The organism is Bacillus cereus group sp. MYBKT14-1, assembly GCF_051915185.1.
Lineage (GTDB): Bacteria > Bacillota > Bacilli > Bacillales > Bacillaceae_G > Bacillus_A > Bacillus_A cereus.
In genome coordinates, this window is record NZ_JBQAEF010000002.1 from 42,104 (window position 1) to 64,100 (window position 21,997).

Consider the following 21,997-nt stretch of genomic DNA (forward strand, 5'->3'; position numbering starts at 1 on the left):
CACTTGTCCATTTCGCTTTTCTCTATCCCTGCATTTACTATTAGTAATACTAACTATTCAGAGGTGAAAATATAATGGACGAGTTTCTATCTTCTGCTGCAATAAATCCTAATTTAGTTGGACCTACTTTACCACCTGTTCCACCATTGACACTACCTACTGGGCCTACTGGACCGTCTGGGTCTACTGGGCCTACTGGGCCTACTGGATCCACTGGACCGACTGGGCCGACTGGGTCTACTGGACCGACTGGGCCGACTGGGCCGACTGGGCCGACTGGGCCGACTGGGCCGACTGGGCCGACTGGGCCGACTGGAACACTTTCAGTAGCTTACGGAACTTTTTGGCAAACGGAATTCATTACAGTCCCTTTCGAATCCCCTTTTTCTTTTAATCAGGCTGACCCTATGGTAGGGGGAATTTCTCTGTTAAATCCAACCACAATTAATATCACACAAGCTGGAGATTATCGGATTTCTTTCATTTCCTCGATTAACTTGACTGTAGCCCTTTCATTCCCTTATTCGCCTACCATTTCTATATTATTAAATAACAGTCTGATTCCAAATTTCAAAGCTACTTTCGGTCTTTTAATACGAGATTCAGAGGATGTAGATTGCGCTCAACTCATTGGGGACACTATTTTATCAGTCCCAGCCAATTCAACACTTCAACTTATTAATAATAGCTTTCTAGGCGACACAGACATTCTTACATGCGATAATGGAATAAATGCTTTGGAATTAAACATTATCAAATTAAACTAGTGCAAGTACTCCTTTAAAACTAAGTGCTATTATGGCATCTAGTTTTCAGTTTCTAATGAAATTTTTGTACAAAGAATACACACAAAATCAAAAATAAATTCATAAAATATTTTATATTCTTTTCTTTTAAGAATGAATAGTCTTTACAGAGCACTTCCCGGAGTGCTCTTACATTTACATATCAAATAACGTTTTTAATTAATTACAAGAGCGGATTTTCTTATTTTGTACAAGCACTCTATTCTTTTTTTAATAAAATATAGAGATATCTCAAAGAAAGGAGAGCGACATAAGTATGGCTGATTATTTTTATAAAGATGGTAAAAAGTATTATAAAAAACAATCGTATACTCACCATCAAAAAGATAACTGTTTTATCGAAACCCATACAATAACTGGTTCGAATACAGCTTTAAATTTCAACGTACCGGCTAACACTACAAGAACTGCTTTTGAAGATTCCACCAATAACCACAATAAAACATTACTTGATTTTCGCATCCCTGGTACTTCTCAACCAATTGAAGTAACTATCCGAACAAGAAGTTCTCGTCTGCCGATTACTGTAACAATAGTTGCAGGTGAAACCAGGGTATTCCAAGTAGAGGATTTCCATAGCCTCACTCTCACAAATAATACTAATATCAATAGCAACATTTCTATATTTATTCAAAAAACATTTTGTATCTGCTGCAATAATCAAAATGATTCTCGTAACAAGTATTATAAAGAACAATCAAATTCTCACTATCAAAAAAATAACTGTTTTATCGAGACTCATACCGTAGCTGGTTCAGAAACTACACCAACCGAAAATGCACCTTTAACTATTATCGTACCCCCTGACACTTCAAGAAGAGTTTTTGAAGATTTCACTAATAATCACAATAAAACATTACTTCAAATATCTGTACCCGGAGATGCCTTCCCTATCGAAGTAACTATTCAAACAAGAAAATCTTCCACACCAATTATCGCGACTCTTGCTACAAATGAAACAAGAGTATTTCAAGTAGAAGATTTTCAAAGCCTTACTCTCACAAATAATACCGAATTCATTAATTTCATTGAAGTATTGATCAAAAAGACCTTTTGTATCTGCTGCAATGATAGGAATGATTCGTGCGATGAATATTATCGTGATTACGAATGTGAATGTTAGATTGACTCCCCAAAAGAATCCTTATAAAGGGTTCTTTTTCTTTTACCTTAGTATCATCTAATCATTCACATTTGTTCAACATTTCATCTCTTAACAAAATTCCGATTTAATTAATATCCTACAAAATAATACTTTCATTAAAAAATCATTTATATTTCATTTTACGAATAATCTTTTTTATATCGTACATACTATCTGCAAGCCGATTTCCCAAGGCTGTACTCTTTCCAAACGGAGCTCTCTCCTCCGTACCACTTGAGAACAGGCGGGTAACTTAATTAGTTGCCTGCCGTTTTTACGTATAACCGTAAAACTTCTTGTCCATACTTTTTAGAGAAAACATCTTATGCCATTTGGAGCAACCTCCAGCACATGATATTTGTACGGCCGTTCCTATAAAGGAGCGGTCTTATTTTATCTTTGCTTGCCCCTTTTCTATTCAAATAACGCTTTGGTTTAGTTTTCTTCTACAGGTTACATTGCTCCTAATTGAACTGACATAACTACATAATGTTGTTCATTACATTTTTTACAAAAGCCATGATAATGTTCATCATTAACGTTCCCTTTTGCACGTACCTCTGTACGGTTAAAAGAATCACAATGTTTGCAATACCACTTCACTATTATTGTTTCAATCACTTAAATCTCCCCTTTTTAATAAAATTCAAATTTGATTAAAGTAACTGTGTTTTTCGTTCTTCCATACGAATTACTTTTCCACTTTGATATACAAATGATTGTTCACCAAATCCACCTTGGGGTGGTTCTATTAGTTGGACCTGACCATTTTTAACAACATATATTCCGTTTATTTTCAAATCTATTTCAGCTGTCATTTCTTCAAGTTTTTCTTTAATAATTCCCACTAAGACCACTCCCGTATGTTATGATTATTTTGTCGAAGCAAGTCGGGAGCAATCTCGACTTTTTTATTTGCTTATAAATACTGCACAACATTCTCTGGAATAAATGATTGTTCTAATGATAAATAAAGTCGTATTGAAATCGGTTCTTTATTATCTCTCGCAGACTTGCAAAGCTCCTCCGCTTCTTCCCAATCGAACTGCTTATCTTCCACTCGCTTAAATCTCCAAATTCCAATTGTATATTCCTCAAATAATTCATACTGATCATTTGGCGCTGTTGTTGGTTTTAATTCGTCAGTAGCTCTTACTTGCTTTGGTACTTGAACAACTACATCCGTAAAACGAACTTTAGAATTTAATCGATGAATGTGTGCTTTCTCAGTATCGAATGCTACTACAGGCTCAACATCAAATATTGTTAACTGCTTTGGCATTACAATTCTCCTAAGCTTCTTTTTTATATTTAGCTAATACTTGTTCTAAACGTTTACGTTCACCCTCTAAATCCGTTTCATCATGCCTTACAGACTGAGATTGCACTTCTGTATCTTGTGTATGTAACCAATCAGGAACAATTTCTTTTCGAGCATTACTTCTCCCACCACGTGACTGGTATTTCTTACGGAATTGAGTTTGTGCAGCTTCAACATCAGTAATACTCTTATACCCCTTAGCATGCCAATCTCTTAAAATACCTTGTACATAAGACATATTAGGTGCATTCTTTTCTAGAGCTATTTTCATTGCTTTAATAACAAGCTGTGCATTCAAATCTTCAATCCACGCATTAATCCCTTCAGCCACAAATGGTTTAAGAACTCCAAAGTTTTGCTCATAAAATGCTATTGGATTTTCTTCTGCAACTTTTTTATCTCTTGAGCAGCTTGCTGCTTCTTCTTTTGTTTTTGTTTCTTCTTTTTCTTTTGTTTCTGTTTTTGTTTCTTCTTTTTCCTTCATAGGGTCTTCGAAGCCCCTTATAAGCCACTCAAAACGAGCTTGGAAGTATTCCTTAATACGAGGAATTTTAAAATCTTGCTGCTTCTCTAGCTCTAAGCAATTCTCATAAAAATCAATTAAGAAATCCTCATCCTTAATATTCTGGATTTCTTTCAATACACACTTTTCAATATTCATATTGGTAATAGCATTAAATTTAAGCCAATTAAGTAGCATGATCTCTTTTGTCTTTTTGTTATAGTTGATTTTTCCATACTCCGCAAAACGCCCTAACAGCTTCTCAACCGTTTCACGGTTATATCCTGTATCCATTTCTATCACTCGTAGTGGAAGCTCATAGATACCACTCTGAGAAGTTTTGCTATTAGTCATTAAGTATAAGTAGAAGTATTTCTCCTCCGGTGTAAGATCTAAAACGAAAGCATCTTGCCAATATGAAACTTGAACAGGTCTATAAACTGCCATATTATTCATCCTCCATTGTTTTACTTGATTTGCTTTGATATACTTAATCCAATTCTATTTTTAGAAAGACTCTCTATAAGAGTCTAAAATCTATCACTCTGCCAAGTGATAGATTTTTTATTTCCTTCGACTAACTACTGATGCATTGATTCCCTGCCCTTGAAGGTTTTTAACAACTACACGATAACTCTTTGATACATCGTGATCCTTTTTTTCATTACGAAGGCTCTTGAATTCTTTTGCGCATCTATTTAATTCTTTCTCCCAATGATTTGCTTCATCTAATGAACCAGCATTGAACATGTTATGAATACATGTCACCATGCAGTTATGTAACTCATTTGCAAAAGCAAAATCACCTGGTAGAACTAAGTCGAACAGACGATTACATTCTGCTTTCATAATTTGCTCCCCATTTTTAATAATTTGATACTGTACGCATCGTTATGACCAGAATGTAATGTATATTAAGCGGTTAGAGTTAACAAATCTTTCTGGTCATAACGACAAGCACAACAGCTTGTCGCACTAAATTGTTATATGCTATAATTTATCTACTGTCATGATTGGCTATCGCAGGCTACGCGGTGGCCTTTCCTTTTTTCTTTTTGTTTTTCAAAACAAATGCTGCTTCTATAATTCGAATTCTTATCTCCATTAATTTCTTCTCTTGTTTTAGGTCCCTAGCTTTCATATAGTCTCCACAAACTGCTGCAATTCGAATATCACCATATAAATTGGCTTCCTTACGAATTAGCGTTTTATATTGATTTAAAGTTGGACTTGCATAATCAATTGTCATAACTTAAACCTCCCCAATAAAATAATTAAATTAAGCTTTTATATACTTCCTAGCTCGTAATGATACTTTCCAGTACTTAAAGACTTCTTTCATTGAAATACCATATTGATCACATAGGACCGCTACGAGGCTCATCATTGAACCTGTAGCATCCAGGATTTCATGCATTACTTTTTTCAAATCCTCTTTCTCACTTTCAGACCAAGTTTGTGAAGGTTTAAACCAACATACCGTATCGAGTTGTTCCAAAGCTTCATTTGTTTCTTGATTGACCATGTACCTCATACTTGTAGGATGAAGCTCTATATGCTCTCCATTGAAGAACGGGATACTTACATCCCCTGTTGCTTCACTCCACATTTTAAAAAACAACTGCGGATCATTAATTCCTTCAGTAATGCATTTTCGTAAATCTTCTGGTAAGCGTCGTTGTTCAGTTTCATATTTTGCTAGTGACTCACGACTCACGGGGATTTCTAAGGAGAGTTTTTCTTGGGTGATTCCCTTTCGTTTGCGTGCCATAGCAACTTCTTTTCCTATGGACATCGTTTACTTCCCCCATTCGTACCTAAAGCAATATTTATTTGTGACAACTTACTATGGTAATTTACTATTAGACGGATTCTTTAAATGGATTGTAATAATCTGTATTGTTTTCTACCCAGTCAGTATGATTTTCCATCCACTTAAAAAGAAGGTGTGTAGGAATAAGGACCCCTGCTTCACGACATACTGGAAAATCAGAACGGTTTAATAACTCAGATGCTTTTGTACGTTTGATATGTAACAGTTCCATTAATTCCGTAATAGTTAAAAATGGTGGTAGTTCTTTCATTGGTTGAAGATGTTCGGTTGCTTTTTGTACTTCTTCTCGGATAATTCTGCGGAATGATTCAATGTCGAAGTTGATCATAAATATCACCTCTTTACGTAATTTTTTGTTCCTTTAAGGAACAATGTCCCCCAAAAAAAATTGTCCAATCAAAATTCAAACTTCCACCTATTTTTTTAGCTATTTCTACGGAAGGTGTTTTTGTTCCATTTTCAATATGAGTGTAATAACTTCTAGATATTTTGCATTTATTTGCAATATCTTCATGTGTGTAGCCTTTTACATATCTAAACTCTTTTAACCAATCTCTCAATATTATTACCTCCTTATTTCTTAAAAGAACATCTTAATAAGATTATAAGTTACTTTAAGGAACATTTCAATACATAAGTTACCGAAAGGAACAATTAATTAAGTTACTATTAGTAACACAAAAATTCGTTTATAATTAAAAGTAAGATTTAAATATAATGGTGGTGACTACTTTGAATACCTTTGGTACAAAACTTAAGTGTTTACGAGAAGAAAAAAAGAAAGAAAATGCTGAATGGACACAAACATATGTAGCTAATCAACTAGGTGTTGCTCGTACTACATATACTGCATATGAAAATGACACCAAACAACCACCTATGGAGACTGTATTGAAGATAGCCAATCTTTTTTCAGTTTCTACTGATTTTTTATTAGGCAGAGTATCTAATTGTAAGCAAACTAAATCATCTGACGTAGATACCATAATAGACGATCCAGAACTAGGTCTCTGGTTCAAAGATATTAAAGAAGCCTCTCCTGAGAAACGTGAGGAGTTAAAACGTTTTTGGAAATTCATAATGAATAATGAAAAAAATATGTAATAACAAGATACAGATATTATTTAGATGAGAGTGGTGAATATTTTGGAAGTTATTATTCCTTTTACAAGTTATAACAATGATGAAAAAGCAGTTGAGTTAGTAGACTATCTGAAAAACAAGTCAGATATTTTAGGCCTAAATGAGGCGACTTTATATTATAAATTCCCAGCGCTTAGAGAATTTGACGAAGAGTTGTTACATCCGGATTTTTTAATTGTAAGTCCCAATCATGGCATTATTATCATTCAAAAAGATGACATAACCTCACGTTTAGCAACTGAAGATTTTTTTGATGAAATATACGAAAAAACAGATTCTGTTTACAGCATACTGTTATCAAAACTTATAAAAATTTCAAATTTAAGAAAAAAAAGGACTAGAAATGAATTAAAAATTCCAATTTATACAATTGTTTATTTACCAAATTATACTGATACAATTTCTGAAGTAGATGAAGACAATAATTTTTGGACAAATAATCTTAATAAAATAGATCAAATTATATCATCACTTCCTACAATAGCAATTTCTCCTGCAGAGATTGGAGATATATTTTCTGTAATTGATGGAACAAGAGGAATGCCTAGACCAAATAAGAGGGAAATAAAGAAAGAAGATGAAGAAACTAAAGGAGGTATACTCAGTAATCTCGAGTTACAAATAGCGAAATTTGACAAACAACAAAAAGTTGCAGCTTTAACTATTGTAGATGGCCCCCAAAGGATAAGAGGAATGGCTGGATCAGGTAAAACAGTTGTTTTGGCTATGAAAGCTGCACTAATTCACATTGAAAATCCTGAAGCAAAAATTTTATATACTTTCTATACTAAAAGTTTATACGATCAAGTCAAACAATTAATTACGCGTTTCTATCGTATGAGTGAAGACCATGACCCTGATTGGGACAAAATTCATATTCAACACGCTTGGGGTGGAAAAAATCTTCCTGGTGTTTATTATAACGCCTGTATATCTAATAATACTAATCCACTCCCTTTGACAGATGCAAATGTACAAGCTGCTAAATTCAAAATGAAACCTTTTGAATTTGTGTGTTATGATCTATTATCTAGAACAAAGGCAAACCTTAAACCTGCATATGATTATTTACTTTTAGATGAAGGGCAAGATTTCCCTAGAACATTTTACTGGCTTTGCCGTAAACTAGTTAAAAATGACAGGCTAATTTGGGCATATGATGAATTACAAAACATTTTAAACATAGAAATACAGGAAACAATGCAATTATTTAATAATGAGTTTGGAGATGAAGGTATAAATTTAGAAGAACTAGCACAACATCACCCTCATCAAAATAACGATATTGTTCTACATAAAAGTTATCGAAATCCTAGAGAAATTCTTTTAATCTCACATGCCTTAGGATTTGGTGTCTATAACGATAAAATGGTGCAACGTTTAGAAGACAAAGATCATTGGATAGATTTAGGATATGACGTACAACTTGGTAATTGTCAGGAAGGCGAACAAACCATAATTCACCGCCCTGAACAGAATAGTCCTTCAATTATATCTAATCACTACAAAATGAATGAAATTATTACTACTTATGTTGCTGACAACTTTAATGAAGAAGTAGAATGGGTAACTAAATCCATTATTAATGATATTCAAAAAGACAAATTACTCCCAGAAGACGTAATGGTTATTTGTTTAGATGATAGAAATGCTCGAAGGTATTTTTCTATGCTAAGCAGTATCTTAGCTAAAGAAAATATTTATGTGAACAATGTTTTAGAATCTTACGGAGGAGATACTTTTATTCTCCCTAATAAAACCACCTTAACATCTGTATATAGAGCGAAAGGTAATGAAGCTGCAATGGTATATATTATAGGAGCAGATTCACTTATAAATGGTCGTTATGATATTGTTTCACGTAATAAAATATTTACAGCTTTTACAAGAGCCAAAGCTTGGATAAAATTCTCAGGCGTAGGTAAACATTTTGATTACATTATCAATGAAATTAATGTAGCTAAAGAAAAATTCCCTAATTTAGAATTTACTTATCCTGGTTCTGAAGAAATTAAAACGTTAAGGCGTGAATTAGCTAAAGAAAATGAGAAAAAAAATCGTGATCTTGCTGCCTTAATGGATACACTAGATGGAGGTGGTTTTGATCGAGAAACCGCTCTAAAACTACTACAAGGTGAAAATGAAAAATGAGTATAAATATCTCTAAAATATTTATAGGTTATGAAGAGGGAAAGAAGCTATTCAACATGACAAATATAGCGTTTCAAGAAGAACTATCCAAAGCATATTCTTTAAAAAAATCAGACTTATCCTCTACTTTTATTAAAGAATCATACAAGGGTACCGATTACAGAGAACTCTATAAAGTTGCAAGAGATAATCTAGATTACAACCTTCTCTTAGAGGATGGATCATTAATCCAACTCGGATACGCTAGTAACAAGCAAGAACAAATAGTAGATTTAAGATATGCATATTATGAATCACCTTCAGAAGTAGCTACTTATCAAGAGTTTTTAAAAGAAATGGGATTGAATCCTACGCAGATTGAAGAGTGCGGCTCTTCTTTCCTAGATGACTATCATCAATATATTAGTGAAGGAACATTAAAAAACCACGTAACTAATGTACGCTATGATTTTAGTATGACCCAATACGAAGAACTTGTTCATCCAGTCTCACATATCCATATTGGGCAAAATAACGAAATTAGAATACCGGTATCATTTATTATGACACCTAGTAATTTTATTGCATTTATATTAAGACACATATATTGGGAAAAATGGGTACAGGCTATACAATATGATGATAATTTTAAAAATCATTATTTAAAATCCTATAAGACTGAACCTAAATTAGCCACCGAATTACACACTATGGAAGAAAAATTCGATTTACATTTTTCTTGTAGCTAGTCAGATATAACAAAACACACGCTTGTGGCGTGTGTTTTGTTGCATTGCTAATAACATCAGTTACCTCTAACATTTACAGCAATTTTAAAATGTACTTATTCTGGTAAATACTCTTTATATTTTTGTTTTAAATAATTTAAACCTTGTTCATTACTTGTAACATTTAATTCAAGTTTCTTTTTCAGATGTTGATATTGACCTTTTGCTTCCTGGATCACTTGATTCCATTCCTTTACCCATACTTCTAGATTAACGGCACTTGATTCATATAGTAATCCCGGAGCTCTCCCCTGCTGATTTACTTTCTTCTTAGTAAAGGAATCAAACTTGGTCCCTAATAATATCAATTTCCATTTTGTTTTATTTTTATCAAAATGCTTGTTCTCTTCAATTGCATAAGCATACCTTTCTATTTGGCTTAATTCTTTTTCTGAAATTATACATGAAGGTCTTTTTAATTCTATTACTAAATTCTCATAATACCCAGGTTCACCTATAGGATATTGTCTTGCCAGTCCAATATCCGGGATATCATCTAACCCTTTGATCTTAGAAAAATCAATTTCTTCTATCAGGTCACTTCTACCTAGATGCTTAATATGTTGTTTTAGTACATTTTTTAAACTTATATCATCATAACTATATGTAAAATGTTCACCGAACAACCACAATTCATTCAACAAAATTTTATGTAACTGACTTCTCTCTTTAACTCTTTTTTGATAATTTTCACCAAATAGAATTTCTTCCAAGCCATGTAAGAAAGAGATTCTATTTGTTATTAAATTAGTTGTGTTAATAATTGATTCTAAACTAGTTTTTTCTAAAATATTAGCCAATTCATCTTGTTGTTCAACCGATAAATTTAGTACTTCAGATAAAATTGTTCTTAGACTTGAAGGGTTAGTCTCCAATGCTTCCCTAAGTAGTCTATATGTAATTTGCTTAGAGTTCTTATTTATTCTACTAAATTCAGGTAATACTTCATTTATCTTGTATGCAAATATATCAAAGACTTGCCTTGTAGCTTTTTCAACCTCATTTATAGCTTGACCCTGGTATGGATAAATTTTCTCCTTCTTTATTTTTTTTATTTCTTCAGATGCCTCTTCTGCTAATTTCCCTCTGTAAATTTCTTTTAACTGTTTGATAGATGATTCTTTTAACAAAAGAAAAGTTTCATCAAGTTCTCTGACACTTAATCTATCTTCTTCATGTAGTTTATCCAATATTTTACTAGAAAGATATGCTGTATGCGGAAAGACACCGGCACGTATGGTTGAAGGTTCTTCATCATAGGTATTTCCGTCCTCACCACAAAAGTAAAGGTTTTTAGAATTGCCGTTTTTCCATTCTATAACTCTTAAGTTACCTTTAACTATTCCCCCCTCTTCAGTTATTTCACAGATTTGATAATCATTTGTATTTTCAATAATATCTTCAGGATCAATCTTATAATTATCAATGATAATTTCAATATCCTTGTAGGCTAACAAGTAAGGTGCAAACGTTTGTGATAGCTCTTTATAAATTCCATATGAATCTGGTAATCCCTTATTACATTCATTGGTCAATTCTGTTATTTTAACGCTCACGCCTGTATTACTACCGAACGACTCAACAGACTCTGAAAGACTAAATATCTTTAGTTGATCTAAATCGCCATTAATATTAAATTCTAAATAGCGATTTCCCTTTTTAGATATACTTCTCCATTCTACTTTCTCCCCTAACACAAAAGCCCTATATCTCCCCTCCCCCTGCTTTCCGTGATATTTCCTTCCTTGAGGACTAAATCTCAATTTTGCTTTTTCAGATCCACCTAAATTTCCGAACGAAGTTTTTACATGGGAATCATTAATTCCCTGTCCATCATCAATTATAATAATAGACTCCATCCCCCCTAAATCATTTTTTTCTATAATTAATTCAACTTTTTTAGCATCTGCATCAAGAGAATTCCATATTAACTCCTCTAAAGCTTTGATTGGTTTAGTATTTAAAAGTTTAGCAAGATGGTCATTAGTTACTTCAACTTTTAGCATTTCAATTCCCATAAAATCAGCCCCCAAAATTGTTAAGTTATTTATTACTGTATTTTCCCTATTACACAGGTTTCTCTTACTAATAACAATAAATGATAAGTTTGATTATTCTCATACTCGGTTATATATCAATTAAACCCACTATCTATTAGCGGCCTCCATAATAAATCTTTATATAACCTTTATTTGGAACTTCTCTATAATTGTGAAATGACTTTTGTGCTCCTTTCTTTCTCCTCGGATACCCAATTTCCCCCAATATTTCTTCTATCCGTAATTCATGATGTGTGTATTTTTCGTTATTCATTTGGGCAAGTTGTACCTTCTTTTTAAGAGCTTGTAATTCTCTTTGCAATTCAGCTATTTCTGTAATTTGCTCGATCAATTTTTTACACTTTATCACAATTTCTTCTGACACTCTTACAATATTTTTTATTATTTTGTTTTTCTTTACTTTGTATAACTTTTTAACCATTACAACTGATTTTGAATTTAATCCCTCCGGTTGATCGACAAAGACGGTATTTATTTCATATTTTTCTCTAATCCGTATTTGATCCCTTTCAGGTTTCCCCTTGTTAACTCTTGCCATTTTTTCTCTATCTTGTGTATTAAATATATCTTCATCAGTTGCCTTTCTTAACTGAGCAAATAATAAAGTATCTGACTTTTCTTCTAAACAAAGAGCTGGTACTATCTTTTGACTTGAAATTTTAATTAAACAAATAGATCCTTTCATTACGTTTCCTTTCTCCTTTGTAAAAACCTAAGTTAATACATTATTTAATTTTATTTTTTATATTGAAATGTTCCATAATTTGTTTTTGTTTTATGCTTGTTTTCATTTCCACACTCTCTCAACCTACTTTACCATATATTTCATTCATCTATTACCGTATTCTAACATTTAATTTCTGACAAGTTGTTAAGTTACAAATCATTTATCTTAATTCTCTGATTTTTATCATAAAATATAAATGCTAATCCCCTTCCAAACATCTCTTTTTTATTATATTATAATAACAAGAACATGCGTTCTCATTTAATTTGAATGGAGTGAATTATTTTGTTTCAATCACAACCCTATTACACTACACAACTCGAAGACTATATCCAGCAATTGTACCAATCCCTATCTATTTTTGTTCCTGAACAGATTGATATGATTGAGATCGCGAAAAAATTAAGGATTTGGCTTTATTTCGCTCCATTTGGAAGTCATGCTATTAAAAGAAATGGAATTGCTAGCTTAATAATTGATAGTCGAAAAACAGAACGCGAGCATTGGGAAGATTTTTCTCATGAACTTTGCCATATACTTTTACACTCTGGCAACCAACTATCTATGCCTAAAATGTTTTTAAACTATCAAGAAGCTAAAGCAAATAATTTTGCACTACAGTTTTGTATTCCAACTTTTATGCTAAGAAGACTCCCTGTTACCCATTTAGAAACCTTATTTATTGCTGAAACGTTTAACGTCACACTTGAGTTCGCTAAAAAAAGGCTTCTGCACTATAAAAATCAATTACTCGCTAGTAAACTTCATCACACAATCTCCCAACATGCCACAACAATTCAGTAGCTATAAGGAGGGTTTTACTTATGAAAGGATACTTTCACAAACGTGGAGAAAAATGGGCATTTACAATAGACATTGGTATAGATTCAATGTCAGGAAAAAGAAAACAAAAAAGTAAAAGTGGATTTAGAACTAAAAAAGAAGCTCAACATGCCGCTGCTACAATGATTACCGAGATTGAGAAAGGAATATATTTTGATGACAAACAATTAACTGTTTTAGATGTATGGGAAAAGCTAAAGCCTCTTCGTAAAGCTGAATTAAAAATTACATCTTATGAAAAAGACATGAGCTTAGTTAGGCTCTATATCCTTCCCCCATTTGGTTATAAAAAAATTAAAAGTATTAAGCCCGTAATGATTCAAAGCTACTATGCTGAACTTAAGGAAAAAGGATTATCAAATGGTACAATCAGCAATATCCACCGTTGCCTAAGATGTATTTTCAAACACGCTGTAGAATGGGAAATCATACATGATAATATAATGAATAAGGTTAAAAAACCACGTGAAGAGCAAGGTGAGATGAAGACATGGTCCAGCGAAGAATGTAATCGATTCCTCCAGTATCTAAAAGAAAAAAATATTAAGTACCATATGTTCTTCTTACTTGCAATCTATACAGGTATGAGACGCGGAGAATTACTTGCACTAACATGGAAAGATATTGACTTTAATAATAAACGTATCCTGGTTAATAAATCGCTTGTAAAAACAGAAAAAGGACTTTTTAAAGCTGCTACAAAAACTAAGTCTTCAAATAGAAACATTAGTATCTCTTCTTTTGTTATAGGGAAGTTACAATCCTACTATTCCTTTAAAAAGAAAGAATTTTTCCGCTGGGGTATACACTTGGATGAAGAGGCCTATATTTTCACCGGCAATACGATACATTCGCCCTTACATATAGATGCCCCCCATCGCTTTTTAAATGATCACTATACAAAAGCTGGTGTTCCTCGAATTCGTATACACGACTTACGACATACTCACGCTACACTCATGCTTCAGGCTGGAGAACACCCTAAAATCGTACAAGATCGCTTAGGGCATTCTTCTATTCAAATGACTTTAGACAAGTATAGTCATATCACACAGAACATGCAGCAACAAGCAGCGGAAAACTTCGAGAGCATAATAAAATCTAATGAAAACACCTGATAACAAATGAAAAGATTTAATGTGAGCAAAATGTGAGCATCGAGGAAAACCAACACTTATAAACCTTGATATAATAAGGTTTTCCATACTATATCGTTGAATCTTGGGAAAAGAATGAGCAGTTTTAGGGTTGTTTATTTGATAAAATATAAAAAACACAAAAGTGCCAAACCCCTTATACCACAAGGGTTTTGGCACTTTTTAATATCTAAAACAAATTTTATTGAAATAATTATTTTTATAGATTTTCATACTTTTTTATATAGTACGTGAACATATACAGTACAAAAATACACCTTTGTATACACATTTTTAGAAACATCTTACGTTTATCAAACAATAACCAAAAGACGTACCTGCAACCTCATCATATAAATAATAGATATTAAAAAGAGGACACTATAAGCGCCCTCTTCCTTAGGTTTTAAATATGTTCTCCATGATCCATAAACACTTCAATTGCTTCGTTTTGTGGTATGTCTTTTGCATTAGTAAGACCAAAAGTAAAAACAGCGGATAACATCATCATTAATAAGATTGCTTTTTTCATTTTAGCGCCCTTCTTTCTATGCTCTTTTTGTCTGCATCTAAAGCGATGTGCAAATACTTGCTTGCTTTTCTATGATTTTCTGAACCATAGAATATTTCACCTAAAAGAGAAGCATATTCTTTTACCCAATCATATAATTCTTCTTTTTCAAAATACGAAATACCTTCTATAACCACATTTTCTAATTCTTCTTGCGGTACATAGTTATGTACTGCTTTTAAAATTCGGAAATGATGACGATAACATAAGTCGCTAATCTTATAGCCATTCTCAATATATTCATTAGCGATATGACTATAACCTAACTTAAAATGTTCTCTTGCTAAAAGAAACATAGTTTTAGCGTTATTTTCTAATGAATCCTCTAAGTGTTTAATTGCTAACTCTGGCATGTTTTGACTTGCGTATAAAAGTCCTAAATTATGCTTAACTCGTTTAATAAGAAGTTCATCATTAGATTTTTGGAAGGTACCTAGTGCTGAAAGTAAATATTCCTCTGCACTTTCGAATTCATTTAGTCGAATGTGTGCCATTCCTAAAGTATTTAAGCATGCTGCAGTTTTTAATTCATACCCTGGACTAATTGAAAATACTTCATTCGCCTTTGTAGCAAATTGAACTGCTAGGATCGGTTTTAATACGTGATAGTAATGGACTGCAAGCCAATAATTAAATTCAGCTTTTTCAATTTCATCATGCATGTACTCTAAAAACGTTTCAGCTTTTTCAAATTGCATTCTTGCTTCACTATGGTTTGCTTTATTAATAGCGTAAATTGCTTTAAATAAATGATGATAGTACTCTAAAAATGTTTCTGTAGACTCTGGTAAAGGCTCGATTTTGTCCAGAATATCTTTTGTACTATCCATATCCCGAATTAGCAGTTTATACCGTGCATTCAATAAAGCGTAGTAGACTAATATTGTTTGGTCTTCCTTAATATTATTGATTTTATTTGCAATATCTTCTTTTATTTTCTGAGACTGTAATACACGTTGTGAAATCATAGCTTGATACCAGTCGTTTAATAATTTTGTGATTTCTTCTTTAGAAATAATGTCAACACTCATCTACTTCTACCCCCTTTTGTTAAATGTTATCATGACATGCTTGTTTGCATAAATAAGTTTTTGAATATTCTAACTTGAAAAAATTATTTTTGAATATTCATGTTAACAAAATGGTCCCTTTTCAAACCCCAAAAAAGAACACACGCTTGTTTGTAGTGGAGTTAAAAAAACAAAAGTGAGGTATTACATCATGGAATATAACGGCTTTCCTGTAGTACGTGGAAGAGGTATGGTCAAATGGAATCCGTTTGCTTCAATACCGGAGCAATACGAGGAAATACATAGAATGTTTGAGGAACAATATAAAGTACCTAAACCTTTTTTAACACAAGATACTATGGAACGAATAGAAAGAGCGTTAATGCAATCTTTTCACGAGGAAGAAGAAATACATATCTCATACTATCGTGATGGAATGATGCAAGACATGTACATAAATGTATTACATATTGAACCGATGACGAAAACTATATATTGTACAGATGCTTTTGGTTTGAATACTAAGTTTAAGTTTGATGAATTGGTGAATATAAATTAAAAGAAGCCGCCCGACAGGACTGAAGTGCACCCCAATTGTTAGACACAGCCTAACAATTGGGGTGCACTTCACATATATAGGTGGCTTTTGTACGACAAAAAAAGAGCTCTGCTATACAGCAGAGCAAAAGAAAAATATATAACCCTATAAAAATAATACAAATTATTGATACTTTCAAAAGACGAAATTTAAATTTCCATCACAATAATACCTATGTTTAAGTATGAAACATTCTACCTTCCCTATAGCTATGAATATTCTTATTTTAGAATTCCATAGTATCCAAATAGCTCTTTGAGAAATACCTCAATACCGAACTTCTTCAAAGAATCTTTTCTTTATTCAAAGAGAAGTTCTAAAACTTTTTTCTTATCTTTGTCTCTTCCATAATGAATCAACCTATGACAGTTCGGACATATACTAACTATATTTCCAACAACATCTAAACTATTTTCAAAATCATGTTGCATTCTTAACGGTATTAGATGATGGGCCTCCATATAATTTTTTCGGCTGGCTTCCGATACAAATGTTTCATGTGTGTCATCTATTTCACATTTAAATTCTGCCTGTTTAATAGCTTGTTTAGCTTTTTTCGGATCACGAGGCCATACTTCCCTACCAGATTCCATTTTAGTTTTTTTCGATTTTCCGATTTCTCTTCTTCTGCAATCTTTACTTTACTAAAATCCGAATCAATATTAGTAAATCCTTGTGGTGTATGGTTCAATTTGTAGCCAAAGAAAGCTGCGAATTCGATTGCTTTAATGTTTACAGGTTTTAGGTCCTTAATAAAATAGATGTATTCCCAAGTTTCATCATTATCGTTTGTTTTCTAAATTTTTCTAGCCACATCTGGGTTATGAGTCTTAGCAAAAATTGTCCCGAAAAACTTAAATTCCCCTTTAGAATATGCTAAAATCCCGTCACCCTCTTTTAACTTTTCCCATCTATCAACATTTGAAGAACCAGGAGTTGCTCCCCACATACATACATTCTCATGTAATTCATTATCTTTAAGTTTAGTTACTGTATCGGCATCTAAATCTGCTAAACATGTAGAAATAGGATATGTTTTTTCAATAGTAGCTTCCAAATTTTTTATAGCACTATCATTACTTGCAGTAAAAAGATATAACATATTTAATTCCACCTTTTTTAAATTTCATTATATTTCTTTTTAGAATCTCGAGATTTCTCTACTGGATATTTTTTATTATTTTTTCTATTTTGTTTATAATAATCTCTTCTAAGTCAATATCCAATTGATCTGCCAACTCATCTTTCATGTCTTCTTTTTTTGTTTCTACAGCTTCCTCACTGCTTTTCCACTGAAAATTCTCCAACAACTCACTCGCCTCTAAAGAAAGAGAAATAGCTAAATCTTTAGGATTGTGGAACTGCTTCCAGTTCCTATCATCCCGAAATTTTAGGACTTTCTCTAAAATAGTTTGATTCATTTTTTGAATCCCCCAGTTACTTTTCATTGGTAAACTCTTCTATTTATCAGGTAAACTATCATAAAAACGTTCAATGGCCGCTACTAAAACTAAATCTTCTAAATGAGCAGTTTTAGGGTTGTTTATTTTTAAAAACATCAAAAATGCCAAATCCCTTATATCACAAAGGATTTGGCATTTTTAAGTATCTAGAACACACGCTAAATTTAAGGAGAAATTAACAGACATGAGTCCGGTATAATGCCGTGTCCACACCCAAGGATCGGTTACATAAAATAACGTATCTAACATGGGAAGTCTATTGGTCTTTTCCCCTTATAGTAACACTCTCTTCTACTAAGACCTTTTCTTTCTAGGGCCTACAATTAATTTAATCGCTGTTCTTTCTTCATTATTGATAGAAATCTCTTGAAATGCTGGTACGAAGGCTAAGTCAATACCACTTGGAGCGACGAACCCTCTTGCAATCGCAATTGCTTTAATCGCTTGATTTATAGCTCCAGCCCCAATCGCTTGAATTTCCACATTACCACTTGTTCTTAGTACACCCGCTATTGCACCCGCGACTGAATTTGGGCTTGATTTTGAAGATACCTTTAATATATTTTCCATGTAAGTTGCTCCCTCTATTATTTAATCTCTCTTTCGTTACAATTTTAAATATTTTAGCGTATCTTTAATTACTATTCACACCAAAAACAAACGATGCTTCATATGTACATTATTCTATATTTTCTGACTTCTTCCTGCTCAGCTACGCAAATAAAAAAATAAACTGAATAACCTAATATACATACAGTTAAATGCCATAACTTCACCAAATGATAACATCCATACAGCGAAAGATAATATTGCTGTTTTGTCAGACTAAATAAATATAGTAAATTGAAATTTTAATGAGTGGGGGTTTAATTCATCCCCCACCTAACTTCTTTGCTTTCGCTGAATTTTGAGATGGGAGTCTTACTGCTCGGAAAATAGCGGGATAAACGTTTCCTCGTTACTTCAATCTATTTAGAAATTCCATTTATTTTTCTATCAAATTATGAACCTTATCATCTTCAAAAGGTGTTACAGGTAATACCCAAATACTACATTTCATCATTTGACCACTTTATATTCCACATCTATCTCCTTTTATAGTACAAGCATACACGCCAATTATGATTCATCTTCATAAACTACTATGTTGTTTAAATTTATTAAGAATAGGAGGTAATATATTGGGTTCATACTATCATTCTTCAAACTCGTATAAAAAATGCTCATGCAAATCTTCTTCCAATTCAAATAAAAAATGTTCATGTGACCATTCACATAAACGCAGCTGTCCTGCATACGGAACTTTTTGACAAACTGAATTTATAACTGTTCCTTTTGGCGATCCTTTTCCATTTAATCACGTTGGACCTTTAGCAGGAGGCGTTTCCTTATTAAATCCTACTACTATACACTTTAGACAATTTGGTGATTATAGAGTTTCGTTCATTTCCAGTATTAATACTACTTTAAATCCTGTATTTCCACATATCCCAGTCATAACTATATTTTTAAATAACAATCCACTTGCTAATAGTCAAGGTGACTTCGCTATTCAAATGAATACTTCATCAAATAACGAATGTCTTCAACTCGTTGGCGAAACGATTGTTACAGTGCCTGCTAATTCAACTCTTCAACTTAGAAATAATAGTGGTTTTAATCATCAAAGTATTGTAACTTGTGACAATGGTATAAATTCAGTTGAATTAACAGTTACAAAACTAAGCTAAAATTATTTCTTCACATTCAGATGCTATTTCATCATCTTTTTTTATTGAATAATAGTTTTCTTCAACTTTTATTATCTTTCATCACGCAAAAAAAGTGCAGAATTCTTTCTAACACAAGATTTCTGCACTTTTATATTATGCTTATTTATTCTTCCTTATTTCTCTACATAAACCGACTTAACAATCGTACGATTATATGGTTTTCCTTCTTTATTCATCCCTTTTATATCCATCGTAACGTTATATACTCCCGGTTGTTTTATATCTTTCAAAGCACCTGTAAATGTATTCGTATTAACATTTTGTAATTCATTAAATTCAGAGACTAGCTTACCTTCTTTATTAACGACTCTTACTGTTATGGAAAGATCCCCTTTCATTTCAGGTGCTACAGGTGATTTTTTCAGTTTATACTCAGGTTTATTTACTTTAACTTTTGTAGGCATTTGAAGAACAAATGGCGCGCCATTATTGTAATCGCTTACAACTAAATATGCATCTTTCGACTGCTTCGCCATCATTTTGATTTTCCATTCGCCTACTTCCAATTTATCAAACTTAAATGTTCTAATTGTCGCCCCATTAAAGAAAGATTCGCCTTCACTAGTAGTTATAGCGCTATCTTTATTTGCATAGATTTTTCCTTTTGGAGATACCATTTGTACTTCAACATCAGAAGAAGCAGTTAGTACAGAAACTATTCCTTCAGCCTTTTTATCAACAGAAATACTTTGCTCTATCCACTGATTTTGTGGTAATTCGCCTCCTAAAATATTTTGATTTGAAGTTGTATTTAATTGTTCTAGATTTTCATTTGAACTAGTGCTGGATGCTACTAAAGCTGGTAATCCCACATTTGTCGTACGTAAATATGGTTCAATTCGTGCAAAAACAGCTGATCCTTTTCTTATATTGTCATGATCAAATCTGGAATCTGTAAATAAATGTGTACCGTACGATAGCTTGGCACTCCATTCATTTACTAGTCCATCATTTGAACCGTACGATGATAAATACAACCCACCCATAGATAATGCAGAAAATGTTGGCCCCCAGCTAGTTCCAGTAGCCGTATAGTAACGGTTTAATTTAGCTGCTGGGTTGTTATCTATTATTGAACGAAACTTTGCCATTTCACCTATTTGTAACGAGTACGTACCATCATCTTTTTGACCTAATATAGAAGCAAGCCACCCTGCCCACCAACTATATGACAAATCTGCTAAATTTGAGCCGTGATGCGGTGTAGCAAGTGTAATAACATTTCCAACAAATCGATTCGCACCATATTCAACTAATGCGGCTTGTGTATCAATACCACCTTTACTATGCGCTACAATATTAACTTTTTTACCGAAATGATTATATATTTCTTCCAGTTTTTGTGCTAACAATTTTCCGTTATCCCACTGACTAGCCGAACCTTTCCCCGCAGCATCATACAATTGTATAAACACTGTTTGATAGCCTGCTTTTAAAGCATAATCATACATATCATTTATATCATGATATACTGTCTTTCCATACCAACTATCAGCATTACCATTTCTTCCTTGTACAAAGAGAATTGGCGGTTTATTCTCATCATAATTAGCAGGTTTTTGGCCTAAAAACCATTCTCCAGGTGTGAATACTTCTGTATCAGGAAACCCCTTTCCAAGCTCTTTTACAACTTCTGCCTGTACATTTGTGCTAATCGTTGGAGCCATGATAAAAAATACAATTAGTAAGGCCACACATCTTCTCATCAGTCGCATATTACTCCCCCTATTTTTTTGAAAGAAGGTGTTCTTTATAATATTTTATATTTTCCCTTCCTTAATAATAGCTAATCTTTTATTTTAAAAAGATGTTAGCCCTATTTTTAGAAGGTTACTAGTTGTATACCCTCTTTCTTAACTCTCGTTATTCTCTTTGTTTCTACCTCTTCCTTTTGATAGAATACGACAAAAAAGTTTCTCAATAATTGTTTACTTAGCTACATCCAGATATTTTTTAAATCAATATTGTTTATATAAAGCATACAAATCTTGAAAAAATTTTAGTAAAAAAACATTTTATTACTAGTTAGTTATTTAAAAATATAATAAAGATCTGTACTTTTTTTTCATTAAATACAAACTAATTTTAAAGGAGCTTATATTATAAGACTTTCCTACGATTAAAAATTAAACTGAAATTTCAGAAAAAA

At 32.6% G+C, this 21,997-nt stretch carries 26 protein-coding genes and 1 pseudogene; 9 read left to right on the plus strand and 18 right to left on the minus strand.

Going from position 1 to position 21,997, the window contains the following annotated elements; all coding sequences use genetic code 11:
* Positions 1–74: 74 nt before the first annotated feature.
* Together ACTFO4_RS06730 and ACTFO4_RS06735 are read left to right on the plus strand one after the other, a co-directional pair.
* Positions 75–767, plus strand: a complete 693-nt coding sequence (locus ACTFO4_RS06730) for an exosporium leader peptide-containing protein (RefSeq protein WP_440013589.1) — start codon at positions 75–77, stop codon at positions 765–767.
* 295 nt (positions 768–1,062) lie between these two features.
* The gene (locus ACTFO4_RS06735) at positions 1,063–1,929 is read left to right on the plus strand and encodes an exosporium protein D (protein WP_119683271.1); all 867 of its coding nucleotides are present in this window, start codon (positions 1,063–1,065) and stop codon (positions 1,927–1,929) included.
* Positions 1,930–2,403: 474 nt separating this feature from the next.
* On the opposite strand, the gene ACTFO4_RS06740 is transcribed toward ACTFO4_RS06735, so the two are convergent.
* From ACTFO4_RS06740 to ACTFO4_RS06780, 9 genes are all read right to left on the minus strand, one after another.
* Entirely contained in the window at positions 2,404–2,571 is a 168-nt protein-coding gene (locus ACTFO4_RS06740) for a hypothetical protein (protein WP_162900584.1), read from the minus strand.
* Positions 2,572–2,606: 35 nt separating this feature from the next.
* Positions 2,607–2,798, minus strand: coding sequence for a DUF3954 domain-containing protein (locus ACTFO4_RS06745; RefSeq protein WP_050821784.1), 192 nt, complete (start codon positions 2,796–2,798; stop codon positions 2,607–2,609).
* Positions 2,799–2,869: 71 nt separating this feature from the next.
* Entirely contained in the window at positions 2,870–3,232 is a 363-nt protein-coding gene (locus ACTFO4_RS06750; RefSeq protein ID WP_119683270.1) for a cell division protein SepF, read from the minus strand.
* Positions 3,233–3,242: 10 nt separating this feature from the next.
* Entirely contained in the window at positions 3,243–4,220 is a 978-nt protein-coding gene (locus ACTFO4_RS06755) for a DnaD domain-containing protein (protein ID WP_119683269.1), read from the minus strand.
* 117 nt (positions 4,221–4,337) lie between these two features.
* Positions 4,338–4,622, minus strand: coding sequence for a hypothetical protein (locus tag ACTFO4_RS06760; protein WP_119683268.1), 285 nt, complete (start codon positions 4,620–4,622; stop codon positions 4,338–4,340).
* A gap of 178 nt (positions 4,623–4,800) precedes the next feature.
* Positions 4,801–5,022, minus strand: coding sequence for a hypothetical protein (locus ACTFO4_RS06765; RefSeq protein ID WP_000151152.1), 222 nt, complete (start codon positions 5,020–5,022; stop codon positions 4,801–4,803).
* Positions 5,023–5,052: 30 nt separating this feature from the next.
* Positions 5,053–5,568: a helix-turn-helix domain-containing protein gene (locus ACTFO4_RS06770; protein WP_119683267.1), complete on the minus strand. Its 516-nt coding sequence runs from the start codon at positions 5,566–5,568 to the stop codon at positions 5,053–5,055.
* Between the two features lie 67 nt (positions 5,569–5,635).
* The gene (locus ACTFO4_RS06775) at positions 5,636–5,935 is read right to left on the minus strand and encodes a helix-turn-helix domain-containing protein (RefSeq protein ID WP_119683266.1); all 300 of its coding nucleotides are present in this window, start codon (positions 5,933–5,935) and stop codon (positions 5,636–5,638) included.
* 13 nt (positions 5,936–5,948) lie between these two features.
* Entirely contained in the window at positions 5,949–6,167 is a 219-nt protein-coding gene (locus ACTFO4_RS06780) for a helix-turn-helix transcriptional regulator (protein ID WP_001205815.1), read from the minus strand.
* Between the two features lie 172 nt (positions 6,168–6,339).
* On the opposite strand from ACTFO4_RS06780, the gene ACTFO4_RS06785 reads away from it, so the two are divergent.
* Genes ACTFO4_RS06785 through ACTFO4_RS06795 form a run of 3 tightly spaced genes read left to right on the plus strand, consistent with a single transcriptional unit; the run spans position 6,340 to position 9,629 of the window.
* Positions 6,340–6,711, plus strand: coding sequence for a helix-turn-helix domain-containing protein (locus tag ACTFO4_RS06785; protein ID WP_001091287.1), 372 nt, complete (start codon positions 6,340–6,342; stop codon positions 6,709–6,711).
* A gap of 42 nt (positions 6,712–6,753) precedes the next feature.
* Entirely contained in the window at positions 6,754–8,901 is a 2,148-nt protein-coding gene (locus ACTFO4_RS06790) for a DEAD/DEAH box helicase (RefSeq protein WP_000452011.1), read from the plus strand.
* Positions 8,898–9,629, plus strand: coding sequence for a DUF2290 domain-containing protein (locus ACTFO4_RS06795; protein WP_119683265.1), 732 nt, complete (start codon positions 8,898–8,900; stop codon positions 9,627–9,629). Before ACTFO4_RS06790 ends, ACTFO4_RS06795 begins: the two co-directional genes overlap by 4 nt.
* A 95-nt stretch (positions 9,630–9,724) precedes the next feature.
* On the opposite strand, the gene ACTFO4_RS06800 is transcribed toward ACTFO4_RS06795, so the two are convergent.
* Both ACTFO4_RS06800 and ACTFO4_RS06805 read right to left on the minus strand, forming a co-directional pair.
* The gene (locus ACTFO4_RS06800) at positions 9,725–11,686 is read right to left on the minus strand and encodes an ATP-binding protein (protein WP_119683264.1); all 1,962 of its coding nucleotides are present in this window, start codon (positions 11,684–11,686) and stop codon (positions 9,725–9,727) included.
* Between the two features lie 136 nt (positions 11,687–11,822).
* Positions 11,823–12,413, minus strand: a complete 591-nt coding sequence (locus ACTFO4_RS06805; protein ID WP_119683263.1) for a hypothetical protein — start codon at positions 12,411–12,413, stop codon at positions 11,823–11,825.
* Positions 12,414–12,740: 327 nt separating this feature from the next.
* Here ACTFO4_RS06805 and ACTFO4_RS06810 point away from each other — a divergent pair, with 327 nt between their 5' ends.
* Both ACTFO4_RS06810 and ACTFO4_RS06815 read left to right on the plus strand, forming a co-directional pair.
* A complete protein-coding gene (locus ACTFO4_RS06810; protein ID WP_000487841.1) occupies positions 12,741–13,259 on the plus strand; it encodes an ImmA/IrrE family metallo-endopeptidase in 519 nt (172 codons plus the stop codon).
* Between the two features lie 20 nt (positions 13,260–13,279).
* On the plus strand, positions 13,280–14,416 hold the full coding sequence (locus ACTFO4_RS06815) for a site-specific integrase (RefSeq protein WP_119683262.1): 1,137 nt from the start codon (positions 13,280–13,282) through the stop codon (positions 14,414–14,416).
* Between the two features lie 424 nt (positions 14,417–14,840).
* Here the strand turns inward: ACTFO4_RS06815 and ACTFO4_RS06820 are convergent, their stop codons facing one another.
* Together ACTFO4_RS06820 and ACTFO4_RS06825 are read right to left on the minus strand one after the other, a co-directional pair.
* Positions 14,841–14,966 (minus strand): aspartate phosphatase, encoded by a 126-nt coding sequence (locus tag ACTFO4_RS06820; protein ID WP_000709201.1) that lies wholly within the window; start codon positions 14,964–14,966, stop codon positions 14,841–14,843.
* Entirely contained in the window at positions 14,963–16,036 is a 1,074-nt protein-coding gene (locus ACTFO4_RS06825; protein ID WP_000109855.1) for a tetratricopeptide repeat protein, read from the minus strand. The genes ACTFO4_RS06820 and ACTFO4_RS06825 overlap by 4 nt, the downstream gene beginning before the upstream one ends.
* 190 nt (positions 16,037–16,226) lie before the next feature.
* Between ACTFO4_RS06825 and ACTFO4_RS06830 the strand changes: the two genes are divergently transcribed.
* Positions 16,227–16,574 carry a YolD-like family protein gene (locus tag ACTFO4_RS06830; protein WP_000456181.1) on the plus strand — a complete coding sequence of 116 codons (348 nt, stop codon included), beginning with the start codon at positions 16,227–16,229 and terminating at the stop codon, positions 16,572–16,574.
* Between the two features lie 338 nt (positions 16,575–16,912).
* Here ACTFO4_RS06830 and ACTFO4_RS06835 read toward each other — a convergent pair whose 3' ends face one another.
* The 4 genes from ACTFO4_RS06835 to ACTFO4_RS06850 form a co-directional block, all read right to left on the minus strand.
* The gene (locus tag ACTFO4_RS06835; protein ID WP_002177968.1) at positions 16,913–17,206 is read right to left on the minus strand and encodes an HNH endonuclease; all 294 of its coding nucleotides are present in this window, start codon (positions 17,204–17,206) and stop codon (positions 16,913–16,915) included.
* Between the two features lie 203 nt (positions 17,207–17,409).
* Positions 17,410–17,715, minus strand: a complete 306-nt coding sequence (locus ACTFO4_RS06840; protein ID WP_000966113.1) for a hypothetical protein — start codon at positions 17,713–17,715, stop codon at positions 17,410–17,412.
* A 58-nt stretch (positions 17,716–17,773) separates the two neighbouring features.
* Positions 17,774–18,061, minus strand: a complete 288-nt coding sequence (locus ACTFO4_RS06845; protein ID WP_002025705.1) for a hypothetical protein — start codon at positions 18,059–18,061, stop codon at positions 17,774–17,776.
* A 309-nt stretch (positions 18,062–18,370) separates the two neighbouring features.
* Positions 18,371–18,646, minus strand: a complete 276-nt coding sequence (locus ACTFO4_RS06850; protein WP_000427801.1) for a stage V sporulation protein S — start codon at positions 18,644–18,646, stop codon at positions 18,371–18,373.
* A gap of 611 nt (positions 18,647–19,257) precedes the next feature.
* Between ACTFO4_RS06850 and ACTFO4_RS06855 the strand changes: the two are divergent.
* Positions 19,258–19,806: pseudogene (locus ACTFO4_RS06855) on the plus strand (preprotein translocase).
* 155 nt (positions 19,807–19,961) lie between these two features.
* On the opposite strand, the gene ACTFO4_RS06860 reads toward ACTFO4_RS06855, so the two are convergent.
* Positions 19,962–21,563, minus strand: coding sequence for an esterase/lipase family protein (locus ACTFO4_RS06860; protein ID WP_410987851.1), 1,602 nt, complete (start codon positions 21,561–21,563; stop codon positions 19,962–19,964).
* Positions 21,564–21,997: the final 434 nt, after the last annotated feature.